The sequence below is a fragment of the Sporomusaceae bacterium genome, assembly GCA_031460455.1.
Lineage (GTDB): Bacteria > Bacillota > Negativicutes > Sporomusales > UBA7701 > Anaeroselena.
In genome coordinates this window covers 126684-146646 of the sequence record JAVKTQ010000003.1, presented here as the reverse complement: position 1 = coordinate 146646, position 19963 = coordinate 126684, and the positions used below count along the sequence as shown (strand labels likewise).

At 58.7% G+C, this 19963-nt stretch carries 18 protein-coding genes; 4 read left to right on the top strand and 14 right to left on the bottom strand.

Annotation, left to right across the window (positions count from 1 at the left end):
- Positions 1-10 precede the first annotated feature (10 nt).
- The 3 genes from RIN56_07430 to RIN56_07420 all read left to right on the top strand — a co-directional run bounded on the left by RIN56_07430 (position 11) and on the right by RIN56_07420 (position 2069).
- Positions 11-838 carry a phosphoenolpyruvate hydrolase family protein gene (locus RIN56_07430; protein MDR7866639.1) on the top strand — a complete coding sequence of 276 codons (828 nt, stop codon included), beginning with the start codon at positions 11-13 and terminating at the stop codon, positions 836-838.
- A gap of 39 nt (positions 839-877) precedes the next feature.
- Positions 878-1288, top strand: coding sequence for a cupin domain-containing protein (locus RIN56_07425; protein ID MDR7866638.1), 411 nt, complete (start codon positions 878-880; stop codon positions 1286-1288).
- Between the two features lie 187 nt (positions 1289-1475).
- Positions 1476-2069 (top strand): hypothetical protein, encoded by a 594-nt coding sequence (locus RIN56_07420; protein ID MDR7866637.1) that lies wholly within the window; start codon positions 1476-1478, stop codon positions 2067-2069.
- A gap of 95 nt (positions 2070-2164) precedes the next feature.
- On the opposite strand, the gene RIN56_07415 is transcribed toward RIN56_07420, so the two are convergent.
- The 8 genes from RIN56_07415 to RIN56_07380 all read right to left on the bottom strand — a co-directional run bounded on the left by RIN56_07415 (position 2165) and on the right by RIN56_07380 (position 11550).
- A complete protein-coding gene (locus RIN56_07415; protein MDR7866636.1) occupies positions 2165-3115 on the bottom strand; it encodes a diguanylate cyclase in 951 nt (316 codons plus the stop codon).
- A gap of 13 nt (positions 3116-3128) precedes the next feature.
- Complete coding sequence (locus RIN56_07410) at positions 3129-5528, bottom strand: PAS domain S-box protein (GenBank protein MDR7866635.1); 2400 nt, start codon at positions 5526-5528, stop codon at positions 3129-3131.
- Between the two features lie 141 nt (positions 5529-5669).
- Complete coding sequence (locus RIN56_07405; GenBank protein ID MDR7866634.1) at positions 5670-5843, bottom strand: hypothetical protein; 174 nt, start codon at positions 5841-5843, stop codon at positions 5670-5672.
- Between the two features lie 5 nt (positions 5844-5848).
- Complete coding sequence (locus RIN56_07400) at positions 5849-6886, bottom strand: HD domain-containing protein (GenBank protein ID MDR7866633.1); 1038 nt, start codon at positions 6884-6886, stop codon at positions 5849-5851.
- Positions 6887-7166: 280 nt separating this feature from the next.
- A complete protein-coding gene (lplT, locus tag RIN56_07395) occupies positions 7167-8327 on the bottom strand; it encodes a lysophospholipid transporter LplT (GenBank protein MDR7866632.1) in 1161 nt (386 codons plus the stop codon).
- Positions 8317-10428: an AMP-binding protein gene (locus RIN56_07390; GenBank protein ID MDR7866631.1), complete on the bottom strand. Its 2112-nt coding sequence runs from the start codon at positions 10426-10428 to the stop codon at positions 8317-8319. The genes lplT and RIN56_07390 overlap by 11 nt, the downstream gene beginning before the upstream one ends.
- 62 nt (positions 10429-10490) lie before the next feature.
- Entirely contained in the window at positions 10491-11069 is a 579-nt protein-coding gene (locus RIN56_07385; protein ID MDR7866630.1) for a helix-turn-helix domain-containing protein, read from the bottom strand.
- Positions 11070-11217: 148 nt separating this feature from the next.
- Positions 11218-11550, bottom strand: coding sequence for a hypothetical protein (locus RIN56_07380; GenBank protein ID MDR7866629.1), 333 nt, complete (start codon positions 11548-11550; stop codon positions 11218-11220).
- Positions 11551-11715: 165 nt separating this feature from the next.
- On the opposite strand from RIN56_07380, the gene RIN56_07375 reads away from it, so the two are divergent.
- Positions 11716-12651, top strand: coding sequence for a LysR family transcriptional regulator (locus RIN56_07375; GenBank protein ID MDR7866628.1), 936 nt, complete (start codon positions 11716-11718; stop codon positions 12649-12651).
- A gap of 83 nt (positions 12652-12734) precedes the next feature.
- On the opposite strand, the gene RIN56_07370 is transcribed toward RIN56_07375, so the two are convergent.
- The 6 genes from RIN56_07370 to RIN56_07345 form a co-directional block, all read right to left on the bottom strand.
- The gene (locus RIN56_07370) at positions 12735-13007 is read right to left on the bottom strand and encodes a hypothetical protein (protein MDR7866627.1); all 273 of its coding nucleotides are present in this window, start codon (positions 13005-13007) and stop codon (positions 12735-12737) included.
- A gap of 125 nt (positions 13008-13132) precedes the next feature.
- Positions 13133-13285 (bottom strand): hypothetical protein, encoded by a 153-nt coding sequence (locus tag RIN56_07365; protein MDR7866626.1) that lies wholly within the window; start codon positions 13283-13285, stop codon positions 13133-13135.
- 123 nt (positions 13286-13408) lie between these two features.
- Positions 13409-13744, bottom strand: coding sequence for a hypothetical protein (locus RIN56_07360; protein ID MDR7866625.1), 336 nt, complete (start codon positions 13742-13744; stop codon positions 13409-13411).
- Positions 13745-13804: 60 nt separating this feature from the next.
- Complete coding sequence (locus tag RIN56_07355) at positions 13805-15967, bottom strand: molybdopterin-dependent oxidoreductase (protein MDR7866624.1); 2163 nt, start codon at positions 15965-15967, stop codon at positions 13805-13807.
- Positions 15968-16458: 491 nt separating this feature from the next.
- Positions 16459-18642 carry a molybdopterin-dependent oxidoreductase gene (locus tag RIN56_07350; protein MDR7866623.1) on the bottom strand — a complete coding sequence of 728 codons (2184 nt, stop codon included), beginning with the start codon at positions 18640-18642 and terminating at the stop codon, positions 16459-16461.
- Positions 18639-19916, bottom strand: a complete 1278-nt coding sequence (locus tag RIN56_07345; GenBank protein MDR7866622.1) for a radical SAM protein — start codon at positions 19914-19916, stop codon at positions 18639-18641. Before RIN56_07345 ends, RIN56_07350 begins: the two co-directional genes overlap by 4 nt.
- Between the last annotated feature and the right edge of the window lie 47 nt (positions 19917-19963).

Genomic DNA, 19963 nt, shown 5'->3' with positions numbered 1-19963 from the left:
GGATGATCAGATGGCACTTACGAGAAGTTCCGTACTGGCGAAGATAAGGGAACAAGTCAAGAAAGGAATCCCCGTCATCGGCGCCGGCGCCGGCACCGGCATATCGGCGAAAAGCGCCGAAGCCGGCGGCGTGGACCTAATCGTTATCTACAATTCCGGCCGTTACAGGATGGCCGGCAGAGGTTCGCTCGCCGGTCTGATGCCTTACGGAGACGCCAACGCCATCGTCGTCGAGATGGCCAGCGAAGTGCTGCCGGTCGTGCGGCAGACACCCGTACTCGCAGGCGTCTGCGGCACCGATCCCTTCCGTCTCATGGATGTCTTCCTCAAAGAACTTAAAGCGATCGGCTTTGTCGGCGTGCAAAACTTCCCCACTGTCGGCCTGTGCGACGGCGTTTTCCGGCAAAACCTCGAAGAAACCGGGATGGGGTACGATCTCGAAGTCGAGATGATCGCCAAAGCTCGCGAGCTCGACCTGCTCACCACCCCATACGTTTTTTCCGACGACGAAGCCGTGAAGATGACAAAGGCCGGGGCGGATATCCTCGTCGCCCACATGGGCCTCACCACCAAGGGGACGATCGGCGCGAAGACCGCCCTCACCCTCGACGACTGTGTCCGCAGGATCCAGTCGATGCACGACGCGGCCAAGAAGGTCAACCCCGACATTCTTGTCATCTGCCACGGCGGGCCGATCGCCGAACCGGAAGACGCCTCCTATGTGCTGGCGCGTACGAAAGGGGTCATCGGCTTCTACGGCGCTTCGAGCATGGAAAGGTTACCGACCGAGAAAGCCATCGCCGCCCAGGTCAGGGCGTTCAAGGACATCAAATTTTAGGCGACCGAAAAACCGGATAAAGGTAAGGAGGAATAACTCGTGGCCGACGGCAAACGCTTCGTCAGCCCAGCCGAAGTGGAAACCCAGGTTTTCGACTGGGGGAGCCTGAAATGGCTCAGTGAACCCAAAACTACCGGCGCTGTCAGGTTCAGCACCGGCGTAGTCCTCCTCGAACCCGGCAAGGGGCATGCCAACCACAACCATCCCGGCGTCGAGGAAATACTCTACTGCGTTTCCGGCGAAGGAGAGCAGGTCGTCGCCGGCGTCAAGCGCCCCCTCGTCCCCGGCATGCTTATCCACATCCCGCCGGATGTATTTCACGAAACCTACAATACCGGCTGGGAACAACTCAAGCTTCTGGCCGTCTACAGTCCGCCCGGACCGGAAACCGCGTTTACCACCCTGCCGGACTGCAAAGTACTCCCGGCGGGCCAGATACCCGTTCGCTAACCCTTTTGCCGCGGACACCCGCAAAGAAAAACCGCACTTTACGGTGCGGTTTTTCTTTGCCAATGCGGCATATCCGGCCTCACTTTAATCGGCCGCGCTATAATTTGCCTGGGCAATCTTTTTTTACCAGGCATCAGGGCCGCAGCGGCACGAAACACTAACAACAAAAACCGAGGAGGAGAAGCCATTGGAAAGGACGCCAGCCCAGCGCAAACACCGTCGCCAGCAGCTACGCCGCAAGTATAAACGTTACGCCGCCGCCGTCGCCGGCGCCGCCATCCTCACCGGCGCCGTCCTGCCGGGAATCCCGGCCGCAAAAGCCCTGGCGGCGGACAGGCCGACAAATCTGTCTCCCCTGAAAACCGTCCAAACGACCGCGCTCGAAAAAGACTCCCGCACAACCGTTACTCAGGCCGTTGCCGAAAAAGTCCAGCTCGTGAAGCGGCACCGCCTCAAGCGCGGCTGGCACGAACACAATAACAGCTGGCCAGGCCCGGACGAAAACCAGATAAGGTATGAAGACGGGCGCGTCTACTATCGCAGCGATAACAACCGCGACCGCGACTACGTCAATTATCTAAGCAGCCCGGTCGACTTCGTAAAAGACCGCGCCGCCATGTACGGCTTCGACCGTTACCGTGATGCCTTCACCCTCCTCTCCCTCTCCGGCAACCAAGCCGTCGTCCAGGTTACAAAGCACGACAACGGCAGCCTGTTCAACATCCTGCTGGAAAGGGACCACGACAGCAACTGGAAGATCGCCGATATCCGGGCCCGTTAACCTTCTCTTCTTCCTCTCCCCGACAGCGAAAAGCCCACGTTTCCGTGGGCTTTTCGCTGCGCAGCGAGGGACCCGAAATGTTACTGCCCGCACGGCTACGAACCGTCGTACACGGCGGTGCGGTTTCGTCCCTCGGCCTTCCCTCTATAAAGGGCTCTGTCCGCGTTCGAAATCAATTCGTCGAGAAACCCGATGCCCGTGAACTCACAGATGCCGAGCGTAATCGTCACTCTTATCTCTGCCTCGCCATGAAAGACGGTGTGGTGCTCGATTGCCCGCCTGATCTTTTCCGCCAGCCTCATCGCCCCGCCAGCATCCGTTTCCGGCAGCAGCAGCATGAATTCCTCGCCGCCCCAGCGCGCCACGCTGTCCGCCTTCCGCGTGCAACCTTTCGTAACCATGGCAATTGCGATCAGGACATCGTCCCCGGCCTCATGCCCGTATGTGTCGTTCACCTTTTTGAAATAATCGATATCGGCAAGCACGATCGAAAAAGGCCGCTTGTTCCGCGAGTATTTCACTCGCTCGTACTCCAGACGCCTCATCATTTCCCGGCGGTTCAAGAGCTGGGTGAGCACATCAGTAGCCGCAGTTATCTCCAGATTGTCGTAAGCCTCCTGCAAGCTTTTGTTTTTCAGTTCCAATTCCTCGCGCATCTTTTTCAGCTCCACGTGGGTTCTCACCCGCGCCTTAAGCTCCGCTTCGTTGAAAGGCTTCCTGATATAATCGACCGCCCCCAGCTCAAAGCCACGGACGATACTCTCAATATCCACCTTCGCCGAAAGGAATATCACCGGCACTTTCTTGGCTTTCTCAAACTTACGCATCATTTTATAAGTCTCGAAGCCATCCAGTCCTGGCATCATGATATCGAGCAATATCAGGTCGAAAGCAGTCGCCTCGATAAGTTCGAGGGCGGTAACGCCGCTGTCGGCTATGTAGAGGTCATAGCCCTCCTTTTCCAGAATGCTGCCGGCAATTTCGAGGTTGGCCGGCGTGTCGTCCACGAGCAAGACCCTGATATTCTCGTTCTTGACCCTTGTCATATCAACACCGCCCCTATCTTTCCAAGCGGTCGATCAACCGTGGGAACCGTTCAAGCAGCATCTTGATATTCTTCAGATCGAAAGCCCTCGCATACGCCTGCAAAGTCTCGGCGTAACCGATCGTCTCCTCGTGCCGGTAGCTGTCGCCAATTTCGCGGATCGCTTTCGCCAGCTTTTTTATATCATTAACCCTGTTAGTTCTTACGCAGTCCAGCCACAGCCCCTCTTTAAGCTGCTCCAGCCGCTCCAGCATCTCACCCGGAACCGGCCGGTCCGCCTGCCCCGCTTCCGCCGCCGTTTCCTGTCGTTCCGGTCGGCGGAGTGCGTCTTTCGTCCGCGCCGAATGCGCCGCTCCGTCCGCTTTCCCAGCGATAACAAGCGGGAAAGTGACGGTAAAGGTCGCTCCCAAACCGGACTTGCTCTTCACCTCGATCGACCCGCCCATCACCTCGGTAAGCCGCTTCGAGATCGCAAGTCCCAGGCCCGTGCCGCCGTACATTTTGTTGCTCTGCCCGTCCTTTTGTTTGAAAGGTTCGAAGACAGCCTGCTGCTGGTCCTCGGGGATGCCGATTCCCGTATCGGCCACAGCCAGCACCAAATCCAGCGTGCCCGCCCGCAGGTCGCGGTTGACCGCCCGCGCCGACACGGTAATCGTCCCGGCCTTGGTAAACTTCACGGCGTTGCCCACCAGGTTGAAAAGTATCTGCCTGGCCCGCACCTCGTCCAGCAGGACAGTGCGCGGAAGATCGTCATCCACCTCGATATTCAGCGCAAGATTCTTCTCCTCGATCCGCCAGGCGAAAATCTCGCTGATATCGTCGAATAAGCGCCGAACAGACACTTCCCCCGGCTGGAGCTCGATCTTCCCAGCCTCGATCTTAGAGAGGTCGAGAATGTCCGAAATTAGGCTCATCAAAGTATTGCCGGCCTTCTCGATAGCACTCAGGTAGTTGGCGCTTTGCTCATTTTCGATTTTATCTTTCAGCAGCGCCGAATAGCCAAGGATGGCCTGAATGGGCGTTCGTATTTCGTGCGAAATGCTGGCCACGAACTGGCTTTTCAGTTCATTAGCCGCTTCGGCGCCCAGTTTGGCAGCCTCCAGCTCGTCCGCGATCATGCTCCGCTCGATCGTCTTTTCGAGCGAATTGGCGAACGCGCTGAGAGTCGAGTATTCCGCCTCAGTCCAGCGCCGCTCGTATTTGCACTCGTCGAAGCCGACAGCGCCCCACAGCCGGCCCCGCACGTTAATCGGCAGCAAAATAATGGCCTGAACATTATGTTCGGCGAAAATCTCCCGCACCGTCGCGTCCTTCAGTTCCCTGACCGTACCATAATAGGCCTCGCCCCTCAGCAGCGGCGCGATGATGCTTTCTCTGCCCCGCAGCGGAATGTTCTGTATCTCCGGATTGACCGCCTGAGGACCGTTTTCCCCGGCCTCCCACCTGACAACCTGGCTGACGGCCGCGTTGCCCTGCTCGTCCTCGTAGCTGGCAAACAGATACACCCGATCGACCTTGGTCGCCTCGCCGATCAGTTCGAAGCACCTGGCGACCGCCTTGAGATAGTCCGGGGTTTCGATCAGCTCCTTGATCGACATCGCCACGGCGGCGATCAGCCGTTCCTTGCCCCGCAGTTCTTCCTCGGTATTCTTCCTTTCCGTTATATCGATATGGGTGCCCACCATCCGCAGCGGCTTGCCGTTTTCGTCCCATTCGATCACCTTGCCGCGCACGAGCACCCATACCCACTGGCCGCTCTTGTGCTTCAGCCGCATCTCGCATTCGTAAGCGTCGGTTAGACCTGCGAAGTGGTCGTTCATCCGCGCCCCCGATACCGCGATATCGTCGGGGTGGCCGATCTTTATCCATGTGTTGGTATTGATCGGCTCCAGCTCCGCCAGCGTATACCCGATTATGGCCGCCCACTGTTCGTTGAACACCGTCTTCCCGGTCTTCAGTTGCCAGTCCCATAGCCCGATGTTTGTACTGCTCGTCGTCAGGTTCAGCCGCATTTCGCTTTCTTTGAGCCGCTCCTCGACAAGCATCTTGTCCGTCACATCGTTGAAGCACTCGATCCGGCCGATAATCTCTCCCCGGTCGTCGCGCAGCACATCGACGTTTTTCAGGATATACCTGACGTCGCCGTTCTTATGCCTGATCTTGCAGTGCAGATTGTCCTCCGGGGCAACGATCTCACCACAGAACAGCCGGCAATTCTCGCGGCAGGGGTGGAAGGAGAATTTCTCGGCGTTCTGGCCGATAACCTCGCTCGCCTCATAACCGGTTATTCTTGCCGCCATCTTGTTCCAACTCGTAACTTTTCTGTCGTTGTCGAGCGTAAAAACCGCACTGGGAATGGTATGCAGCAGCTGCTTGGAATAATCGCTCTGCTCCTTCAGCTCTTGGTCCTTCATTGAACCTAAACCCTCCGATCGTCCGCGACATAGCCGAACGCAAGGTCTCGAAGCCACCCGTCAAAATCGGTCTTGTCGATTATCTCCTCGCGGGGTGTGCCGGTCGCGTCCGCGAACGGCTACTGCGCAGGCGCCGGCGGATCACCGTCTGACGAGTTCGAAAGCTTCCCGCGCCGCTTCCTCCAGGCTACCGACTATTTTTGCGTCTAAGCTGCCGTCAGCCGCCATCTCCCGCATGACGGAAACAGCCTTATCCAGACTGAACCTGTCCCGGTAAGGCCGGTTTTCCGCCAGCGCCGAGAACACGTCGGCCACCGCCATTATGCGGCTCCCCAGGCAGATATTCCTGCCGGCGATTTTGACGGGTAACCGGCGCCGTTAAGCTTTTCATGGTGTCGCGATGCCCATATAGCCAGCATATCGAAACCCTCGATCTGCTCTAGCACCCTCAGGGTATAGTAAGGATGCTGCACAACAATGCTCGCTTCGGCAAAATTGAGATTGCCCGGTTTGTCGAGAATCTCGTTGGGAATGGAAAGCTTGCCGATATCGTGCAGCAGGCCGGCCATCCGGAACAACTGCTGTTCCTCCTCGCTGAAGCCGTACATATGCGCCAGCAACTCCGCTATGCGGGCGACATTCTTCGAATGGGTCGCGGTATACGACGAAGTCGCGTCGACGACGTTGGCGAAAATATGGGCAATCTGCTCGATGTCGTGCGCCGAGAATTTCAGTTTCCCGAAATAATCCAACCCCCGCAGAAAACGGCTCTGGTACGAGGGATTGACAATATCCAGCCAAAAATAGTCTTTGAGCGCAAACCCGCTCACCACATCCACGATCTCCGGGTCAAAAAAACTGTTGTCCCTGATAGCGACAATGATCTTTTCCCGCTGGGGGAAAATGTGGCAGTCTGACATTATGGAAACTTCTATTCGGTCCGCCACATGGATTATCCGGCTCACCAGCGGGATATCGTAACCGGAAAGCCCGCTCGGATTGCCGCCGTTGAACCGGTCGTGGTGGTGCCGGATGGCGCTGGACAACGGCGACAACTGGGCTGAATCCTTCAGCAGGTTGTAGCCTGCTTCCGCATGGTTGAAGATGCTCTCGTCCTTGTCGACATGGACGATGTTGTGTTTCTCGTCCCAGTTCGCCGCCGCCCCTATATCGTGCAGCAGCGAGGCGTAGATCAGGACCTGCATATCGTTCTGCGTCAGGTTGAGCTCTTCGCCGATATGTTTGACAATGATTGCCGTGCGGCAATGATGGGATGATATCCCCTTGCTAGACATCTCAAGGGCGGTCGACATGGCCTGGATGAAATTGACCGGGTGAATCGCTCCTGTGCTGAACATTTCCGTCTCCTTTAGTCACAGCAATGCCATTTTCTAGCTTATATAGATAAATCGAGGAAAATCTTCCATAAAACGCATTCTTTCTATGTAAACTTTATTTAGGCGCTATTTTCCCTGTCATCTATTAACAACGTTCTACATTTTCTGCTATAAACCTCCATAATTTAGTCCTCCGCAGGTTACGCGCCTTCTTTTCCTGCCCGCGCACTATTCAGGCGCCAAACAGGCGGATCCTCCTCGGAGAATCCGCCTGTTTGGCTCATATAGCTCATATCTTACATCACCGTCTCGCCTGCACCCACAGGTAGCCGACCATCAGCAGCATCGCCGCGCCGGTGGCGGACAGAGAGACGCTCGTAGCGACGCCGGCTTTGGCCGCCAGCGTGTACGCGCCCACCCCCCCGAACATGAAAATATTCTCCAGGAAATTCTGCACCGCGATCGTTTTCCCCGCCCCGATGCTGTGGTGCCCCACTTGCTGCAGGCAGGCGTTCATCGGCACGATATATATGCCGCCCAGCGCCCCAACCGCCAGCAGCAGGGCGACGGCAACCGGCAGAGTGGTCACCTTCAGAAACGCCAGAATGCCGAGCCCCATGCCCAAACCGAACCATACCGTGCGGCGGTATGTCCCGATGCTGATCAGCCACGGGGTCGCGATCGCGCCGACGGCGATGCCGATACCGGTCACGGCGATGATCATACTGATCTCCGTGCCGCCGGTTATCCCCAGAGTAAGGGGCACCCAGGCGAAAATGATCATCCGCAGCACCGCCGAGGCCATCCAGAACGACCCGGTGCCGATCAGCGAGTAGTGGCTCCGGGGATTCCGCAGCAGCGTCGCCGTGTCGGCGAAAAACTCGCCCACCGCATTTCCATAGGTGATTGTTCGGTTGCCGGCGTCTTTGGGGATGAGTGTATTGATGGCGACCGACGCCCCGTACAGGACGATGCTGGCCACCAACGCCATCGTGATCGACAGGTCGGCCAGGAATCCGCCCGCCACCGAGCCGGCGAGAATAGCAAGGATGGTGTAGCTTTCCAGGCCGGAGTTGGCCCGCAGCAGCTCGTCCTCGCCGCGGGTCAGGAACGGCAGTATCCCGTATTTGGCCGGACTGTAAATCACCGCGCCCACGCCGACCACGGCGTACCCCAGCGCCGGGTCGACGTCAGCCAGCAGCAGCGCCACCCCCGCCGTCTTCACCACGTTACCCGCGATCAGCACCGTCGCTTTCGCGTTCTTGTCGGCGAACCGCCCCACCCACGGCGACAGCAGGATATACGACGCCAGGAATGTGCTCTGCACAAACGGCAGGTAATAAGCGGGGTACGCATCGCGGACGATGATCGCCTGAGCGATGAACAGGATCATATTATCGACGAACGCCGACAGGAACTGGGCAAAAAACAGCGCCCCCAGCGGCGACGGTCTAAGACCCATGCGCCGCCTCCTCCTGCGTCCTTGCCTTCAGCGTCACATAATCGGTCTTGCCGCTGCCCAACAGGGGCAGCTTATCGACGATCACGATCTCCGCCGGCATGGTCAGCATGTTTTGGCGCGTTCCGCTCATGAACTCCCTCAGGGCCTGCTTGCTCGCCTTACTGTTCATCGTGTACAGGATTATTTTTTCGCCCCTCCTGGCGTCAGGCACGTTCACGGCGGCGTTGCGGTCGGTGCCGAAGCACTTCTCGGCCGCCTTCTCCACGGCGTCGAGGCTGACCATCTCACCTGAAATCTTCGCGAACCGCTTCAACCGCGCCTTGATGCTCACGAAGCCTTCACCGTCCACATTCACCACATCGCCGCAGTCGTACCACTCGGGCGACGGCACGAACCCCTTGCCGTGCAGCAGGTAGCCGTCCATGACGTTGGGCCCCTTCACCTGCAGGTTGCCGCCGTCTTCGATCCCCGGCACCGTCGCCAGCCGCCACTCGATGCCGGGCAGGAATCTGCCCACCGTCCCGCCCCTGTTCATCAGCGGCGTGTTAAGGCTGAGCACCGGAGCAGTCTCGGTCGTACCATAGCCTTCGAGGATGCGGATGCCGAACTTATCCAGCCACACCTGCCGCACCTCCTCCTTGAGCTTCTCGCCGCCGGCCATAACGAGGCGCATGCTGTAAAAATCGTAGGGGTGGGCGTACTTGGCATAGCCGGCCAGAAAAGTCGGCGTCCCCAGCATCAGGGTAAGGTTGCGGTCGTAAGCAATCTCGGGGATAATCTTGTAATGCAGCGGCGTAGGATAGAGGAAAACCTCCACACCGTTCAAAACCGGCAGCAGCGTCCCCGCCGTCAGGCCGAAGGAATGGAACATCGGCAGCGCGCTGAGCATCCTGTCCCGCGGTGTGTAATCAATGACCGCCGACGCCTGGTTGATATTGGCGATGATGTTGGCGTGGCTGAGCACAACCCCCTTCGGCTTGCTCTCGCTGCCGCTGGTAAACAGGATGACCTTCCCTTGCCCTTTGGCCTGCTTCTTGGCCAGGAAATTCACCAGCCCCCTGACCTTATCGGCCAGGGTCACCTCCGCCTTGACATCCTCCAGGTAAACGAGCCGGAACCTGGCCGCCAGCCGGGCTGCCAGCTCCTCAAGCCGTCCCTTCTCAATGAACGTCCGCGACGTCACAATCGTACGGATGCCGGCGGTCTCGCCGCAATCGAGGTTGTTTTCTGCCCCGGCGCTGAAGTTTAGGATTGCCGGCGTCTTCCCGAGGTAAAACAGCGCAAACAGCGTCACCAGGTGGCCGATCGAATTGGGCAGCATCACCCCTGCCTTCTCCTCGCCCGCCAGCGCCCCCTCCAGTTGGCCACCCAGCACGTAGCTGCCGATGATTGCCCGCTTATACGTGACCGTTCCGGCGATATCCGCGGCCGCCGTTTTGCCGTAACCGTGAACCCGTCCGGCGTCAAGCAGCTTGTCGAACAGATTGGCGCCCTCGTCCTCCTGCTGGCGGGCCGCGAACAGGTTCGCCTGCAGCAGCGCCAGGATCCGGTCACTGATCTCTTTTTTCTGCAGGCGAAAGCTCCCGGCTCGGGACACCGCCAAGTGCGTCTTCGCCCCCACATGGACAGTCACTCGCGGCAGCCAGCGCGACCTCACCTTATCCTGGATCCGCGACAGTTTCGAATACTCCGGGCCGCGGAAAATGACCGGATAGAGAGCCGCCCCCGTCTTTAGCGCGACGAAGCCGATGCCGCTGTAAACCTTCATCAGACCGCCGGTCACCGTTATCCGCCCCTCTGGGAACAGCACCACCGATCTGCCGCTTTTTATCTCGCCGACAATCTTCTTCAGCGAATAGGGGTTGAGCGGATCGATGGCGATATGGGTAACCCACCGCAGAACAAAGCCGATCTTCTGCGCGATCGCCGTATTGACGACGAAACACACTTCATTAGGCAGATAAGCGTAAAGAAAAATTGCGTCGAGAAACGAAACATGATTAGGAAGCACAATCGACGGGCCGTCGAAACGAAACTCCTTCTCCCCCGTCAGCCTCGCCCTGAACAGCACGCGGAGCAGGACGCGCAACAAACCTCTCACATCCGACCCTCCCTTTTCCGGCCTTTACCCGGTTCCGGCGGCAAACCCGCCGTATTCTATCCTTATTCCGCGGCAAACAGTTTCCGAACCAGCGCCTTGATTTCCGCCTTCAGTTCCTCTGGCCCCGGCAGCGCATCGGCAAAATAGCGGTGCTGGGCAAGCGGCTGCAGCATTACCCCCGAAAAAATCGCGATCCACAGATAAACTCCGCGCCGCGGTATCTCGCCCTTATCCATCCCGTCGGCGATAATCCGGCGGAGGACAAAGTGCGGCTTGATCTCCTCGGCCACCTTATCCCAAAACAGATACTGCGACAACAGGGCGAAACGGATCGCGGCGGGATACTCCCGGTAAAGATCGCAGGTCACATCCACTATGCTTCCCAGTTTCGCCACCGCCCCGCCAGGCCCGTCCGCTATGGCGGTCAGCCGTGCGGTATACTCGCTGATGATGCCGCCGAAGATGAACAGCGCCATATCCTCTTTCCCGGTGAAATGCTTATACAGCGCCGCCTCCGAAATGCCGGCAGCCTTGGCGATATCGCGGACCGAGACGGCGTCGTAGCCCCGCGTCGCGAACAGCTCCAGACTTGTTTTCAGCAGATCGCCCTTTTTCCCGTTTTGATTAGGCAAACCAAGCATGGCAGTCACCCTTTGTTAACATTCGTTAACGCAATTGTAAATAATAAGCCTCTCCCTGTCAATTAGAAGCTTTTGTACAAAATAAACACCGCCATCACTCTCATAATGGCGGCTGTCCGGACATCTCCGAAAAATCGTGCCTCGCGCTCTACAGCGCCAGATGCTGGGCGGCGTCGGCGAAGGCGATCGCCTCTTTCAGCCTGCCGGTAAACAGGCGCACCGTTTTGTTGCGATCCCCCCGCCTCACGGACACGGAAAAAGCGCTGCCGCCGCGCAGAAGCTGGGACACCTCCAGGACCACGTTGCCCTTCTCGGCGACCAGGTTATCCGCCGCCTCAAATCTTTGCGGATACTGCCTGCGGTTCACCTTGAAACCGGATTCTTCGAGAACGGCGCGATATTCGCCCTGTTCCCTGGTAAGCGTTTTACCGATTCTGGCCAGCTTTTTTTCATACAGGGAAGCCAGGATATTTTTTGCCATGTCGCTTTCTCTCCTATCTTTCACAGCCGGGCAATCAGCCTGGCCTGCTTACAATCATATTATAGGTTAATATTAACTATATGTAAAACATATGAGAACTATATTTACTATACACGAAAAAGATAATACAATTATTCTATAAGACAAAGAAAAGAGGCCACATCTATGGAAATCGTCCACCTTCAGTATTTTCTCGCCGTCGCCCGCCACAAAAGCTTCAGCAAAGCCGCCGCGGCATCCCACGTTTCCCAGTCCGTCGTCAGCAAGCTGGTCAAAGATCTCGAACAGGAAATCGGCTTAATACTTTTCGACCGCAGCTCCAAAAAAATTGCCCTTACAGACGCCGGCGCGCTCTTCCTGGCCGAAGCCGACAAGCTGGTCACCATGTTCACCAACCTGACGTCCGACCTTGGCAGCAAATATAACCAGCCCCGCGGGAAAATAAGCATCGGCCTGCCACTCATGGCCGACGCCGTATCCTTCGCTCAACTCCTCGGCGAATTCCGCCGCCGCTATCCGGAAATCGAAACCGAGCTATACGAATACGGCTCCAAAAGAATCGAGCTCGCAATCCAGGAGGGAACGCTCGATGTCGGTATCATCTGCCGTCAGCCGGGCAATCCTGAAATCTTCAACTCGTTCGCCTTTTCCCACGAACCCCTCCAGGTAGTGGTCCATCCGCAGCACCGCCTCGCCCGCCGGAAAGAAACCAGACTCGCAGACCTGGCCCGTGAGCCCTTCATCCTCTCCAGCAGCGATTTCAGTCTCCACGACGATATTGTCAGGCACTGCCGCCAGGCCGGCTTTCAGCCGAAAGTCGCCCTTGAAACATCCCAGCGGGAGCTGATGATCCAGACGGTTGCCGTAAACCTCGGCATCGCCCTCATTCCCAGGAATGTCTGTGACCACCTCAACCCCGCCCTCATACGAGCAATTCCCCTCGTCGACCCCGAAATCGTCCACAGCATGTCCCTCATCTGGAAGAACGGCCGGCCCCTTTCCTACCCGGCAAAACTATATCTCGACTTCGCCCGGGAATACCTGTCCGACTGGCCCGACAAACGCAGCCTGCTCATAAAAACCATCCGTCTCGACCATTAACGCCTGCCCCGCACCCTCAAACAACGAAAAACCCGCATTCCGCGGGTTTTTCGTTGCTCATGACTTATAGGTCGGCCCAGCGTTTACTCCTGGTTTTCGGCCGGAGTATGCCACATGCAGGCCGCTTTTTCCCCTTCGCCGGGAGGCTTCTTGTGACGCAGGCAGGGATTGGCGCACAGCTTGCCGATATAAAGACACATAACCGTGGGCGGAGGCTCCCGTTCGGGCAGAACTGTGCCGCACCGCTTGCAGTTTTTCTCCTCGCCGAAATTATACGCCTTACAGGCCGTACATTTGAGCGGCTTCGGTTTCGGCGGCTTGCAGCCGCCGCAATATGGATTGCATGACCAGCACACGGTTATCCCTCCACGCTTCCCTGCCCTCGCCGCCGTCTTTGGCCGCAACGGAGAAAACAGCCTGCCGTCGATGGCGACAGGCTGTTTTCGTATCCTGCGGTCCCCTTCCAAGGACAGCTTTAGGATTACTTCTTCTCGTCCCCAAGGATATCCTTATAGGGCTTTTCCGGAGCGAAATCGACCTTACCGTACATCTGACCAGGTTTCATAGCCAGCGGGTTGAGGGGCTTCTGAACCTTGCGCGGTCCCGGGGCCACAGGCTTTTTCTCTTCCGTCATTTTTGTCCCTCCTTTCCCTTTTGCTAAAATACGCATACTGCCGCGAGCCCCCCTCGTAGAGGGGACTCGCGGTCAATACGCCTGTCTTCCAGCAGTCGGAACAGGTTGTCGCTATTAGGTCGCTCAGGGAGCGAACAGCGCTACCTTCTTGCCCTTTTCGGTCATCTTCTTGGCGAGCTCTTCGACCGGGCCGTACTCCATGCACTGGCCGAGGCAGTGATGGACGCAGGTCGGTTTTTCGCCGTTCTTGACCCTGTCTTCGCACAGATCGCAGAGCGCCGTGGGAACGGGAACGTAGTTCCACTCCCACTTGTCGCCCTCTATCTGCCAGGGGCCAACTTCGGTGAGTTTTATGCCCCACTTGCCGTGGGGGATTTTGTGCTCGTTCTTGCAGGCCACTTCGCAGCTATGGCAGCCTGTGCAATATTGGTAGTCGATCAACAAGCCATTACGTGACATTTGTTCACCCTCCTATCGCTATTCTTCGTCGACCAGCCGGACCCGGAGGAAGCGGCTGTTCTACAGTTCAGTTTTGGTGTCCGCTTCTACCCGGTAAACTTTGCAGATCATCTGTTTGGCCGGGCAGCCGAAACCGAGTTTGCCGATGTGCTTGTGCGGAATCAGGGTGTTGATGTTCGATTCCCAGACGCCGAACAGGTTCGGTTCTTCGCCCGGTTGCTCGGGGTACCACCAGCCGTGGGTGGAATGGACGACCTTCGGGTGGATGATCGGCGTCAGTTTGGCTTTCGCCTTACACTTGCCGAACATGTTCTCCATCATGACATAGTCGCCGTCGATGATGCCGAGCTGGGCGGCGGTATCGGGATGAATTTCCATTTCGTTGTAAGGATCGATCTCGCGCAGGGTCGAAATCTGCCTGTGCTCGGAATGGAAGGAGGTGAACTTCCGCGCGCCGGTCGTGAGGACGAGCGGATACTCTTTGAAGAGTTCCGGCGTGCTGTTCGGGCTGTACGGAGGCTCCTGGAAGTACGGCAGCGCGTCCTCGCCCCACGCTTCGAACAGCGTCGAGGTCAGTTCGACCTGGCCGGTAACCGTATTGAAGCCGGGTTCGCCGTCGGCGCGCAGTTTGCCGGATTCGAACTTGCGGTATTCGTACTTGGGCTGATAGATGAACTGCTCGCGCAGGTCGTTGAAGTCGATACCCAGCTCGGGCTTGAGCTGATGGGTGAAGAAGTCTTCGACGCTGTCGAACGGCCACATATCCGGGTGGAGACGTTTGCCCAGCTCAATGCAGACCTCGATGTCCGACTTGGTGTCGCCAACGCGGAAGGCCTGGTTGATGGCGCCAAGGAACACGGCGTTGCGGCCGAAGTGGGTAACGACGACGCCGTCGGCTTCCGCGAAGGTGGGCAGCGGCAGGAACACGTCGGCAAACGCCATCGCGGTCGGGGTCATGAACAGGTCCTGAACAACGTTGAACTCGAGGCTCTTGAGGGCCCGGTACCAGCGGTCAGGCTGAGCGGAGCAGGTCGGGGTAAGGAAGTTGCTGCTGTTGAACCAGCCCATGCGCAGTTTGTAGGGTTTGCCGGTCTCGAGAGTATCGAGGGTTTCGTCCGGATGGGTGGTAGCCATGGCGGTGCTGAGCGCCGGCCATTCTTTCGCGCCGATACGTTTGTCCCACAGTTCGGGGGACAGGTTGCGGCGGGTTTCCATACGCCATTTGCCGAGCAGAGCAGCCGGTGGGCCAATTGTGATGCCGCCGGGAACGTCGAGGTTTCCGGTGATGGCGCACAGGGACAGGATGGCGTGACCGAGCTGGACGCCGTTCGGGTTTTCGTCGACGGCCAGACCCCACTGAATGGCGCCCGGCTTTTGGGTAGCCATGAAGCGGGCGACTTCGCGGATTTTCTGCGCAGGCACCCAGGTGATGTCGGCGACTTTCTCAGGCGGGTATTCCTGAACGCGTTCTTTGAGCTCGTCGAAGCCGTAGCACCAGTTTTCGACGAAGTCCTTGTCGTACAGCTCCTCGTTGATGATGACGTTGAGGAACGCAAGCGCAAGGGCGGTGTCGGTGCCGGGACGCAGCTGGCAGACATACTTGGAGCGGGTGCCGAGCCAGGTCATCCGCGGGTCGATCTGGATGAGCTCCGTGCCGCGCTTCATCAGGTCGATGAGCGAGTGGCCGAAGAAGCCGTCCGGGTTGGACATGAGCGGGTTTTTGCCCCACTGCATGATCCACTTCGGCGTGACATAGTTCGGGTTGTCGTAACGGTCGGGATAGGTACCGGCGAAGTCGATCTCGGGATAGCCGGCGCCGAGGATGTAGTCGGTGATCGAGCAGCGCGGGCCGTAGCAGGACCAGCCGCTCCAGGGGTAGCAAACGTTCGGGGTGCCGATCGAGGCAAAACCGAGCGGATAGTAGTACAGGCAAGCCTGACGGCCGGTGCCGCCGAAAACGACGATCGACTCGGCGCCATATTTGGCCTTGAATTCTTTGATCTTCGGCACGATGATATCCCAGGCTTCGTCCCAGGAAATCTTCTGCCAGATATCTTTGCCGCGGTTTTCGGGAGCGCGCTTCATCGGCGTGGTGATACGCTGGGGATGGTGCACGTACTCCGGCAGCGTCAGACAGCGGATGCAAAGCCGGCCCTGGCTGATGGGATGATCGGGGTCGCCCTCGACCTTTACAAGCTTGCCGCCTTTTACGTGCAGCTTCATACCGCATCCTACGGGATGATCACCGGGGGGCGACCAACCGCAGGTTCTGACGGTATATGAACCGTCTTCGTTTACATGCTTCCATTCTCGGGTAATTTTGTTCACGATTTCACCAACCCTTTCTAAAAAGATGTTTTGTTTTGCTCGCAAGCGGTAGGATTATTGCTGTACCCAAACACCTCCCACAGGCGGTAGCCGAGCCCTCATTAAGCTCCCACAAACTGTCTGCTCTATAAAATGAGGCATAGCCCAGCCTAGAATCAACCTCTTAATAATGATTCGTTATATATCAACATGCAATATGCGTGCCAGTCTGACATAATCGCCGAAAATCGCCTTATTCCAGTATTGCCGGCGCTTTCGCGAAGAGGCCCCGGACGGCGTCTTATCTCTTTTTGGGATACGCAGCCGCATGTTAATACCTTCACATAACAAGCTGAGCGCTTCTGCAGCGGATAATCCGTTTTTGCGATAACAGTGTCATTTTGGAACTACTTCACCTTCGCCACGCGGCAGGGCATACCGTTATATGTCGCGGTCCCGATCAGGGGATCGGAAGCCTCGTAATCAGCATTAGTCAGGATATTGGCGTTAGCCGTCCAGAGGCCGCCAAGGCCAGGGTCGGTCGCCGCCTCCTCCGGGTACCACCACCCGTACTCGACACTCACGACGTCGTCGCCCATATTGGCGATCTTGAGCGTAAAGCGAGCCCGCCCGCGTTCCGTCTCCACCCATACCAGACAGCCCTCCTCAAGGCCTAGCTTGCGGGCCGTTGCGACGCTCACCTCCGCCCAGGGCTCGGGATGGGCGGACCGCAAAGTCGCGAATTGGCGGAAACTGGAGGCAAAATACGGCTGAAACCGCGCCCCGGTGATCAGCGACAGCGGAAATTCCGCGCTCGTCTCCGGTTGGGGCTTGGGAACCGGCAGCGGATCGCCGCCGATCTCCGCGATAAGTTCACAGTACAGCTCCACCTTGCCGCTGGCCGTCGCAAACCCGGCCGGCATACCCGTCTCGGGATCGGACCGTTCATGCTTGCGGTACTCGGGCGGCAGCGAATAAAGGCCTGCGCGGCAGAAATCCTCCCACGTCCAGCCTGTCGGCTCCATGCTGGCGGCCAGCGCCGCCTCGAAAGTCCGCCAGGGCCAGTTGTTCTCCTGTCCCAGCCTTAGGCCAAGCCCCCGCCAAAAATCGTAGTCGGGACGTCGCTCGTAATACGGCTCTACCGCCTTCGCGCCCCCGTACGCCAGATTGGCCGTACCGGCCTTTGTCTCGTGCAGCGGCCTCTCCAAAGCGCCGGCGCTCGGCAGCACATAATCGGCCAGCATTGTCGTCGGCGTCGGAAATAGCTCCAGCGCCACCAGCAAGTCAAGGCTCTTCAGCGCCTCATACACCAAGCGGGAATCCGCCTGGGTCAGTAGCGGATTGGTCGCCATCACTATCAGCGAACGGACCGGATAAGGCTCGCCGGTCAGCATCGCCCGCCACACCAGGTTTGGCTGGGCGGACGTCAAATAGCGCATCGGCAGACGCCGTCCGTGCCGCATCGTCAGCCGCCGGACGCGTTCATACGCCGGATACGACTGCAACGCCAGACTTCCCAGGCGCTTTGCGCGCGCCTCGGCCGGAAATTGCTCGCTCAGCTCCAAGTCGATCTCCGGGATAAAATCGGGCATCTCGGAAATGTGCGAAGCTCCGGGCACATCCAAGTTGCCGGTTATCGCCCGCATAATCGCCAGTCCCCGCTGGGTCTGAAAACTATTGGCCCCGATCTGGTCGATGCCCCTGCCCGAGAACAGCGTCGCCGGCGCGTTTCCGGCGTACAGGCGGGCGGCCGCCACGACCGTTTCCGCCTTTACCCCGGTAACGCCCTCCACATACGACGGCGTAAAACGGGCCACATGTTTGGCAAGCTGCGCGAACCCGTTGCACCAGCCATCGACAAACGCCTCGTCATACAGCCGCTCGGCAACGATTACATTGATTAGGCCCAGAGCCAGTACCGCATCGGTGCCGGGACGCACCGGCAGCCACAGCGTCGCCAGCTCCGCCGTCCTCGTCCGCCGCGGGTCGACGACGATCAGCGGCTTGCCTGTCTGGTTGTAGCGCACCAGCGTTCGCCACAGCAGGGAATTATCCGACTCGGCCGGATTCGTTCCCCAAAAAAGCGCGCACCCCGTCTGCTCGGGATCAAGCTCATTGTCGATCGTCCAGCCGTACGTAAGCGTGTTGACCCACGTGGCCGGATTCCAGCATATCTGGCCGATCCCCACGTTGTTGGGGCTGCCGAAAAGAGTCAAAAAGCGGTGGAGCGGCCAAAACACCGCGTGCGGGCCGCCAATACAGGTTGCCAGCATCTCCGGGCCATAGCGCTCTTTGAGCTGCGCCAGCTTGGCCGCGATCCCGTCCAGCGCCTCGTCCCAGGTTATCCGCTGCCACTGCCCGCTGCCGCGCTCGCCCACCCGCTTGAGCGGATAATTGACCCGCTGGGGGTGATCGAGAAACTCCGGCGCCAGGCGCCAACGCCGGCAGCCGCGCTGGATGCTCGCATCGCCCGGATACTGGGTGGGGTCGGGTTCGACCGCAGTCACCCGCCCGGCGGCGACCGTCGCCTTAAGGCCGCACTGATACCCGCAAAAGCGGCAGTTCGTCTGCACGGATTTTTCCTGCGTCATTTTCTGCACCCTTGAGTTACAGTCTTATTTCCGGACACATCGGTAAGCTGGTAGGCGCAAAACGGGATCAGCCGGCCTTCCGGCCCGGCCACCAGCATGCTGCACTCCCGGAGGCGCTTAAGATCCATGCTCCTGGCATCCATAAAATTCATCACGATGATCGACAACCCCGGACCGCGGCCGGGAAACCGCTCGGCGGCGATATCCCAGAAGACCGACCCCTGCGGGCTGTCGGGATTGTAATACTCGGTATACTCCTCCCGGGAAATCAGGCGGGTCAGCGGCGTAAACTTCCCCTGCTCTTCGACGAGATAAGTCGCCGAATCGCACAAGGGCGCGCACGCCAGCGGCCACAAATCGTACGGCTCAAGCAGACCGCCGCTCTGCGCGGCCAGCATAAACGCCACATCCCCCATCGTCAGCCGGCGTTCGGGCGCCACCTCGAACCGCCCCGAGCCGAAGGCAGGCTGATAGGCTATGCCCACGACCACGTCGCGATTTTCGAGGGCAAACTCGAGCACCGCGCCCATCTGATCCGCGTTAATGCCGCCGATGACCGTCATCGCCAGCACCACCTGGACGCCGGCCGCCCGACAATTCTCAATCGCCCGGCGTTTCACGGCCAGCAAATCCTCACCGCGGATTTTCCTGTAAACATCCGGGCTCAGCCCGTCAAACTGCAGATAAATGCCGCTAATTCCGGCTTCGGCCAGCCGCGCGGCGTAGCCCGGATCCTTGGCAATCACCACGCCGTTCGTATTCACCTCGATAGAGTTGAAACCAATCTTTCGGCCCAGCCTGACGATATCCGCCAGATCGTCGCGCACTGTCGGCTCGCCGCCGGTGAGCTGGATGCTCGTCTGCGGCCCGGTTTTCGCCATCGCGGCCCGGAACAGCCCCTCGACAGCCTTCAGATCAGGCTCAGGCGGCGCAGCCTTCTGCGCCGACCCGGCCGCCATAAAACACACCGGGCAGCGTAGATTGCAGCGATGCGTAAGTTCCAGTTCCACAAGCGTCGCGTGGCGGAGATGACCCGTACACGGCCCGCAATCGCGCGGGCAGCCCTGCGCGACAGGTAGTGGCTGTTTCGGCCGCACACAGGGGAACTGGAAAGACCCCATCCACCGATAGTGATCGACATCCGGCCACAAGTAAGTCTTGAACGCCCCGTGCTCGGGACATGACTTTTCCATATAGACAACCCGGCCCTCGACTACGACCTGAGCGGCGACGACCCTCAGACAAACGGGGCAGACGCTCTCCGTGTGGTTCAAAACGTTATTTACTGCAGTGATTTCAGCCGGTTGCATAGCAAGTCTCC

Bases quoted from the DNA above. Each gene is read 5' to 3' on its own strand.
- RIN56_07385 (MDR7866630.1), bottom strand. From the start codon at position 11,069: ATGCTTGGTTTGCCTAATCAAAACGGGAAAAAGGGCGATCTGCTGAAA.
- RIN56_07350 (MDR7866623.1), bottom strand. From the start codon at position 18,642: ATGACGCAGGAAAAATCCGTGCAGACGAACTGCCGCTTTTGCGGGTAT.
- RIN56_07360 (MDR7866625.1), bottom strand. From the start codon at position 13,744: ATGTCACGTAATGGCTTGTTGATCGACTACCAATATTGCACAGGCTGC.
- RIN56_07380 (MDR7866629.1), bottom strand. From the start codon at position 11,550: ATGGCAAAAAATATCCTGGCTTCCCTGTATGAAAAAAAGCTGGCCAGA.
- RIN56_07375 (MDR7866628.1), top strand. From the start codon at position 11,716: ATGGAAATCGTCCACCTTCAGTATTTTCTCGCCGTCGCCCGCCACAAA.
- RIN56_07410 (MDR7866635.1), bottom strand. From the start codon at position 5,528: ATGAAGGACCAAGAGCTGAAGGAGCAGAGCGATTATTCCAAGCAGCTG.
- RIN56_07400 (MDR7866633.1), bottom strand. From the start codon at position 6,886: ATGTTCAGCACAGGAGCGATTCACCCGGTCAATTTCATCCAGGCCATG.
- RIN56_07415 (MDR7866636.1), bottom strand. From the start codon at position 3,115: ATGACAAGGGTCAAGAACGAGAATATCAGGGTCTTGCTCGTGGACGAC.
- lplT (MDR7866632.1), bottom strand. From the start codon at position 8,327: ATGGGTCTTAGACCGTCGCCGCTGGGGGCGCTGTTTTTTGCCCAGTTC.
- RIN56_07430 (MDR7866639.1), top strand. From the start codon at position 11: ATGGCACTTACGAGAAGTTCCGTACTGGCGAAGATAAGGGAACAAGTC.
- RIN56_07365 (MDR7866626.1), bottom strand. From the start codon at position 13,285: ATGACGGAAGAGAAAAAGCCTGTGGCCCCGGGACCGCGCAAGGTTCAG.
- RIN56_07355 (MDR7866624.1), bottom strand. From the start codon at position 15,967: ATGAAGCTGCACGTAAAAGGCGGCAAGCTTGTAAAGGTCGAGGGCGAC.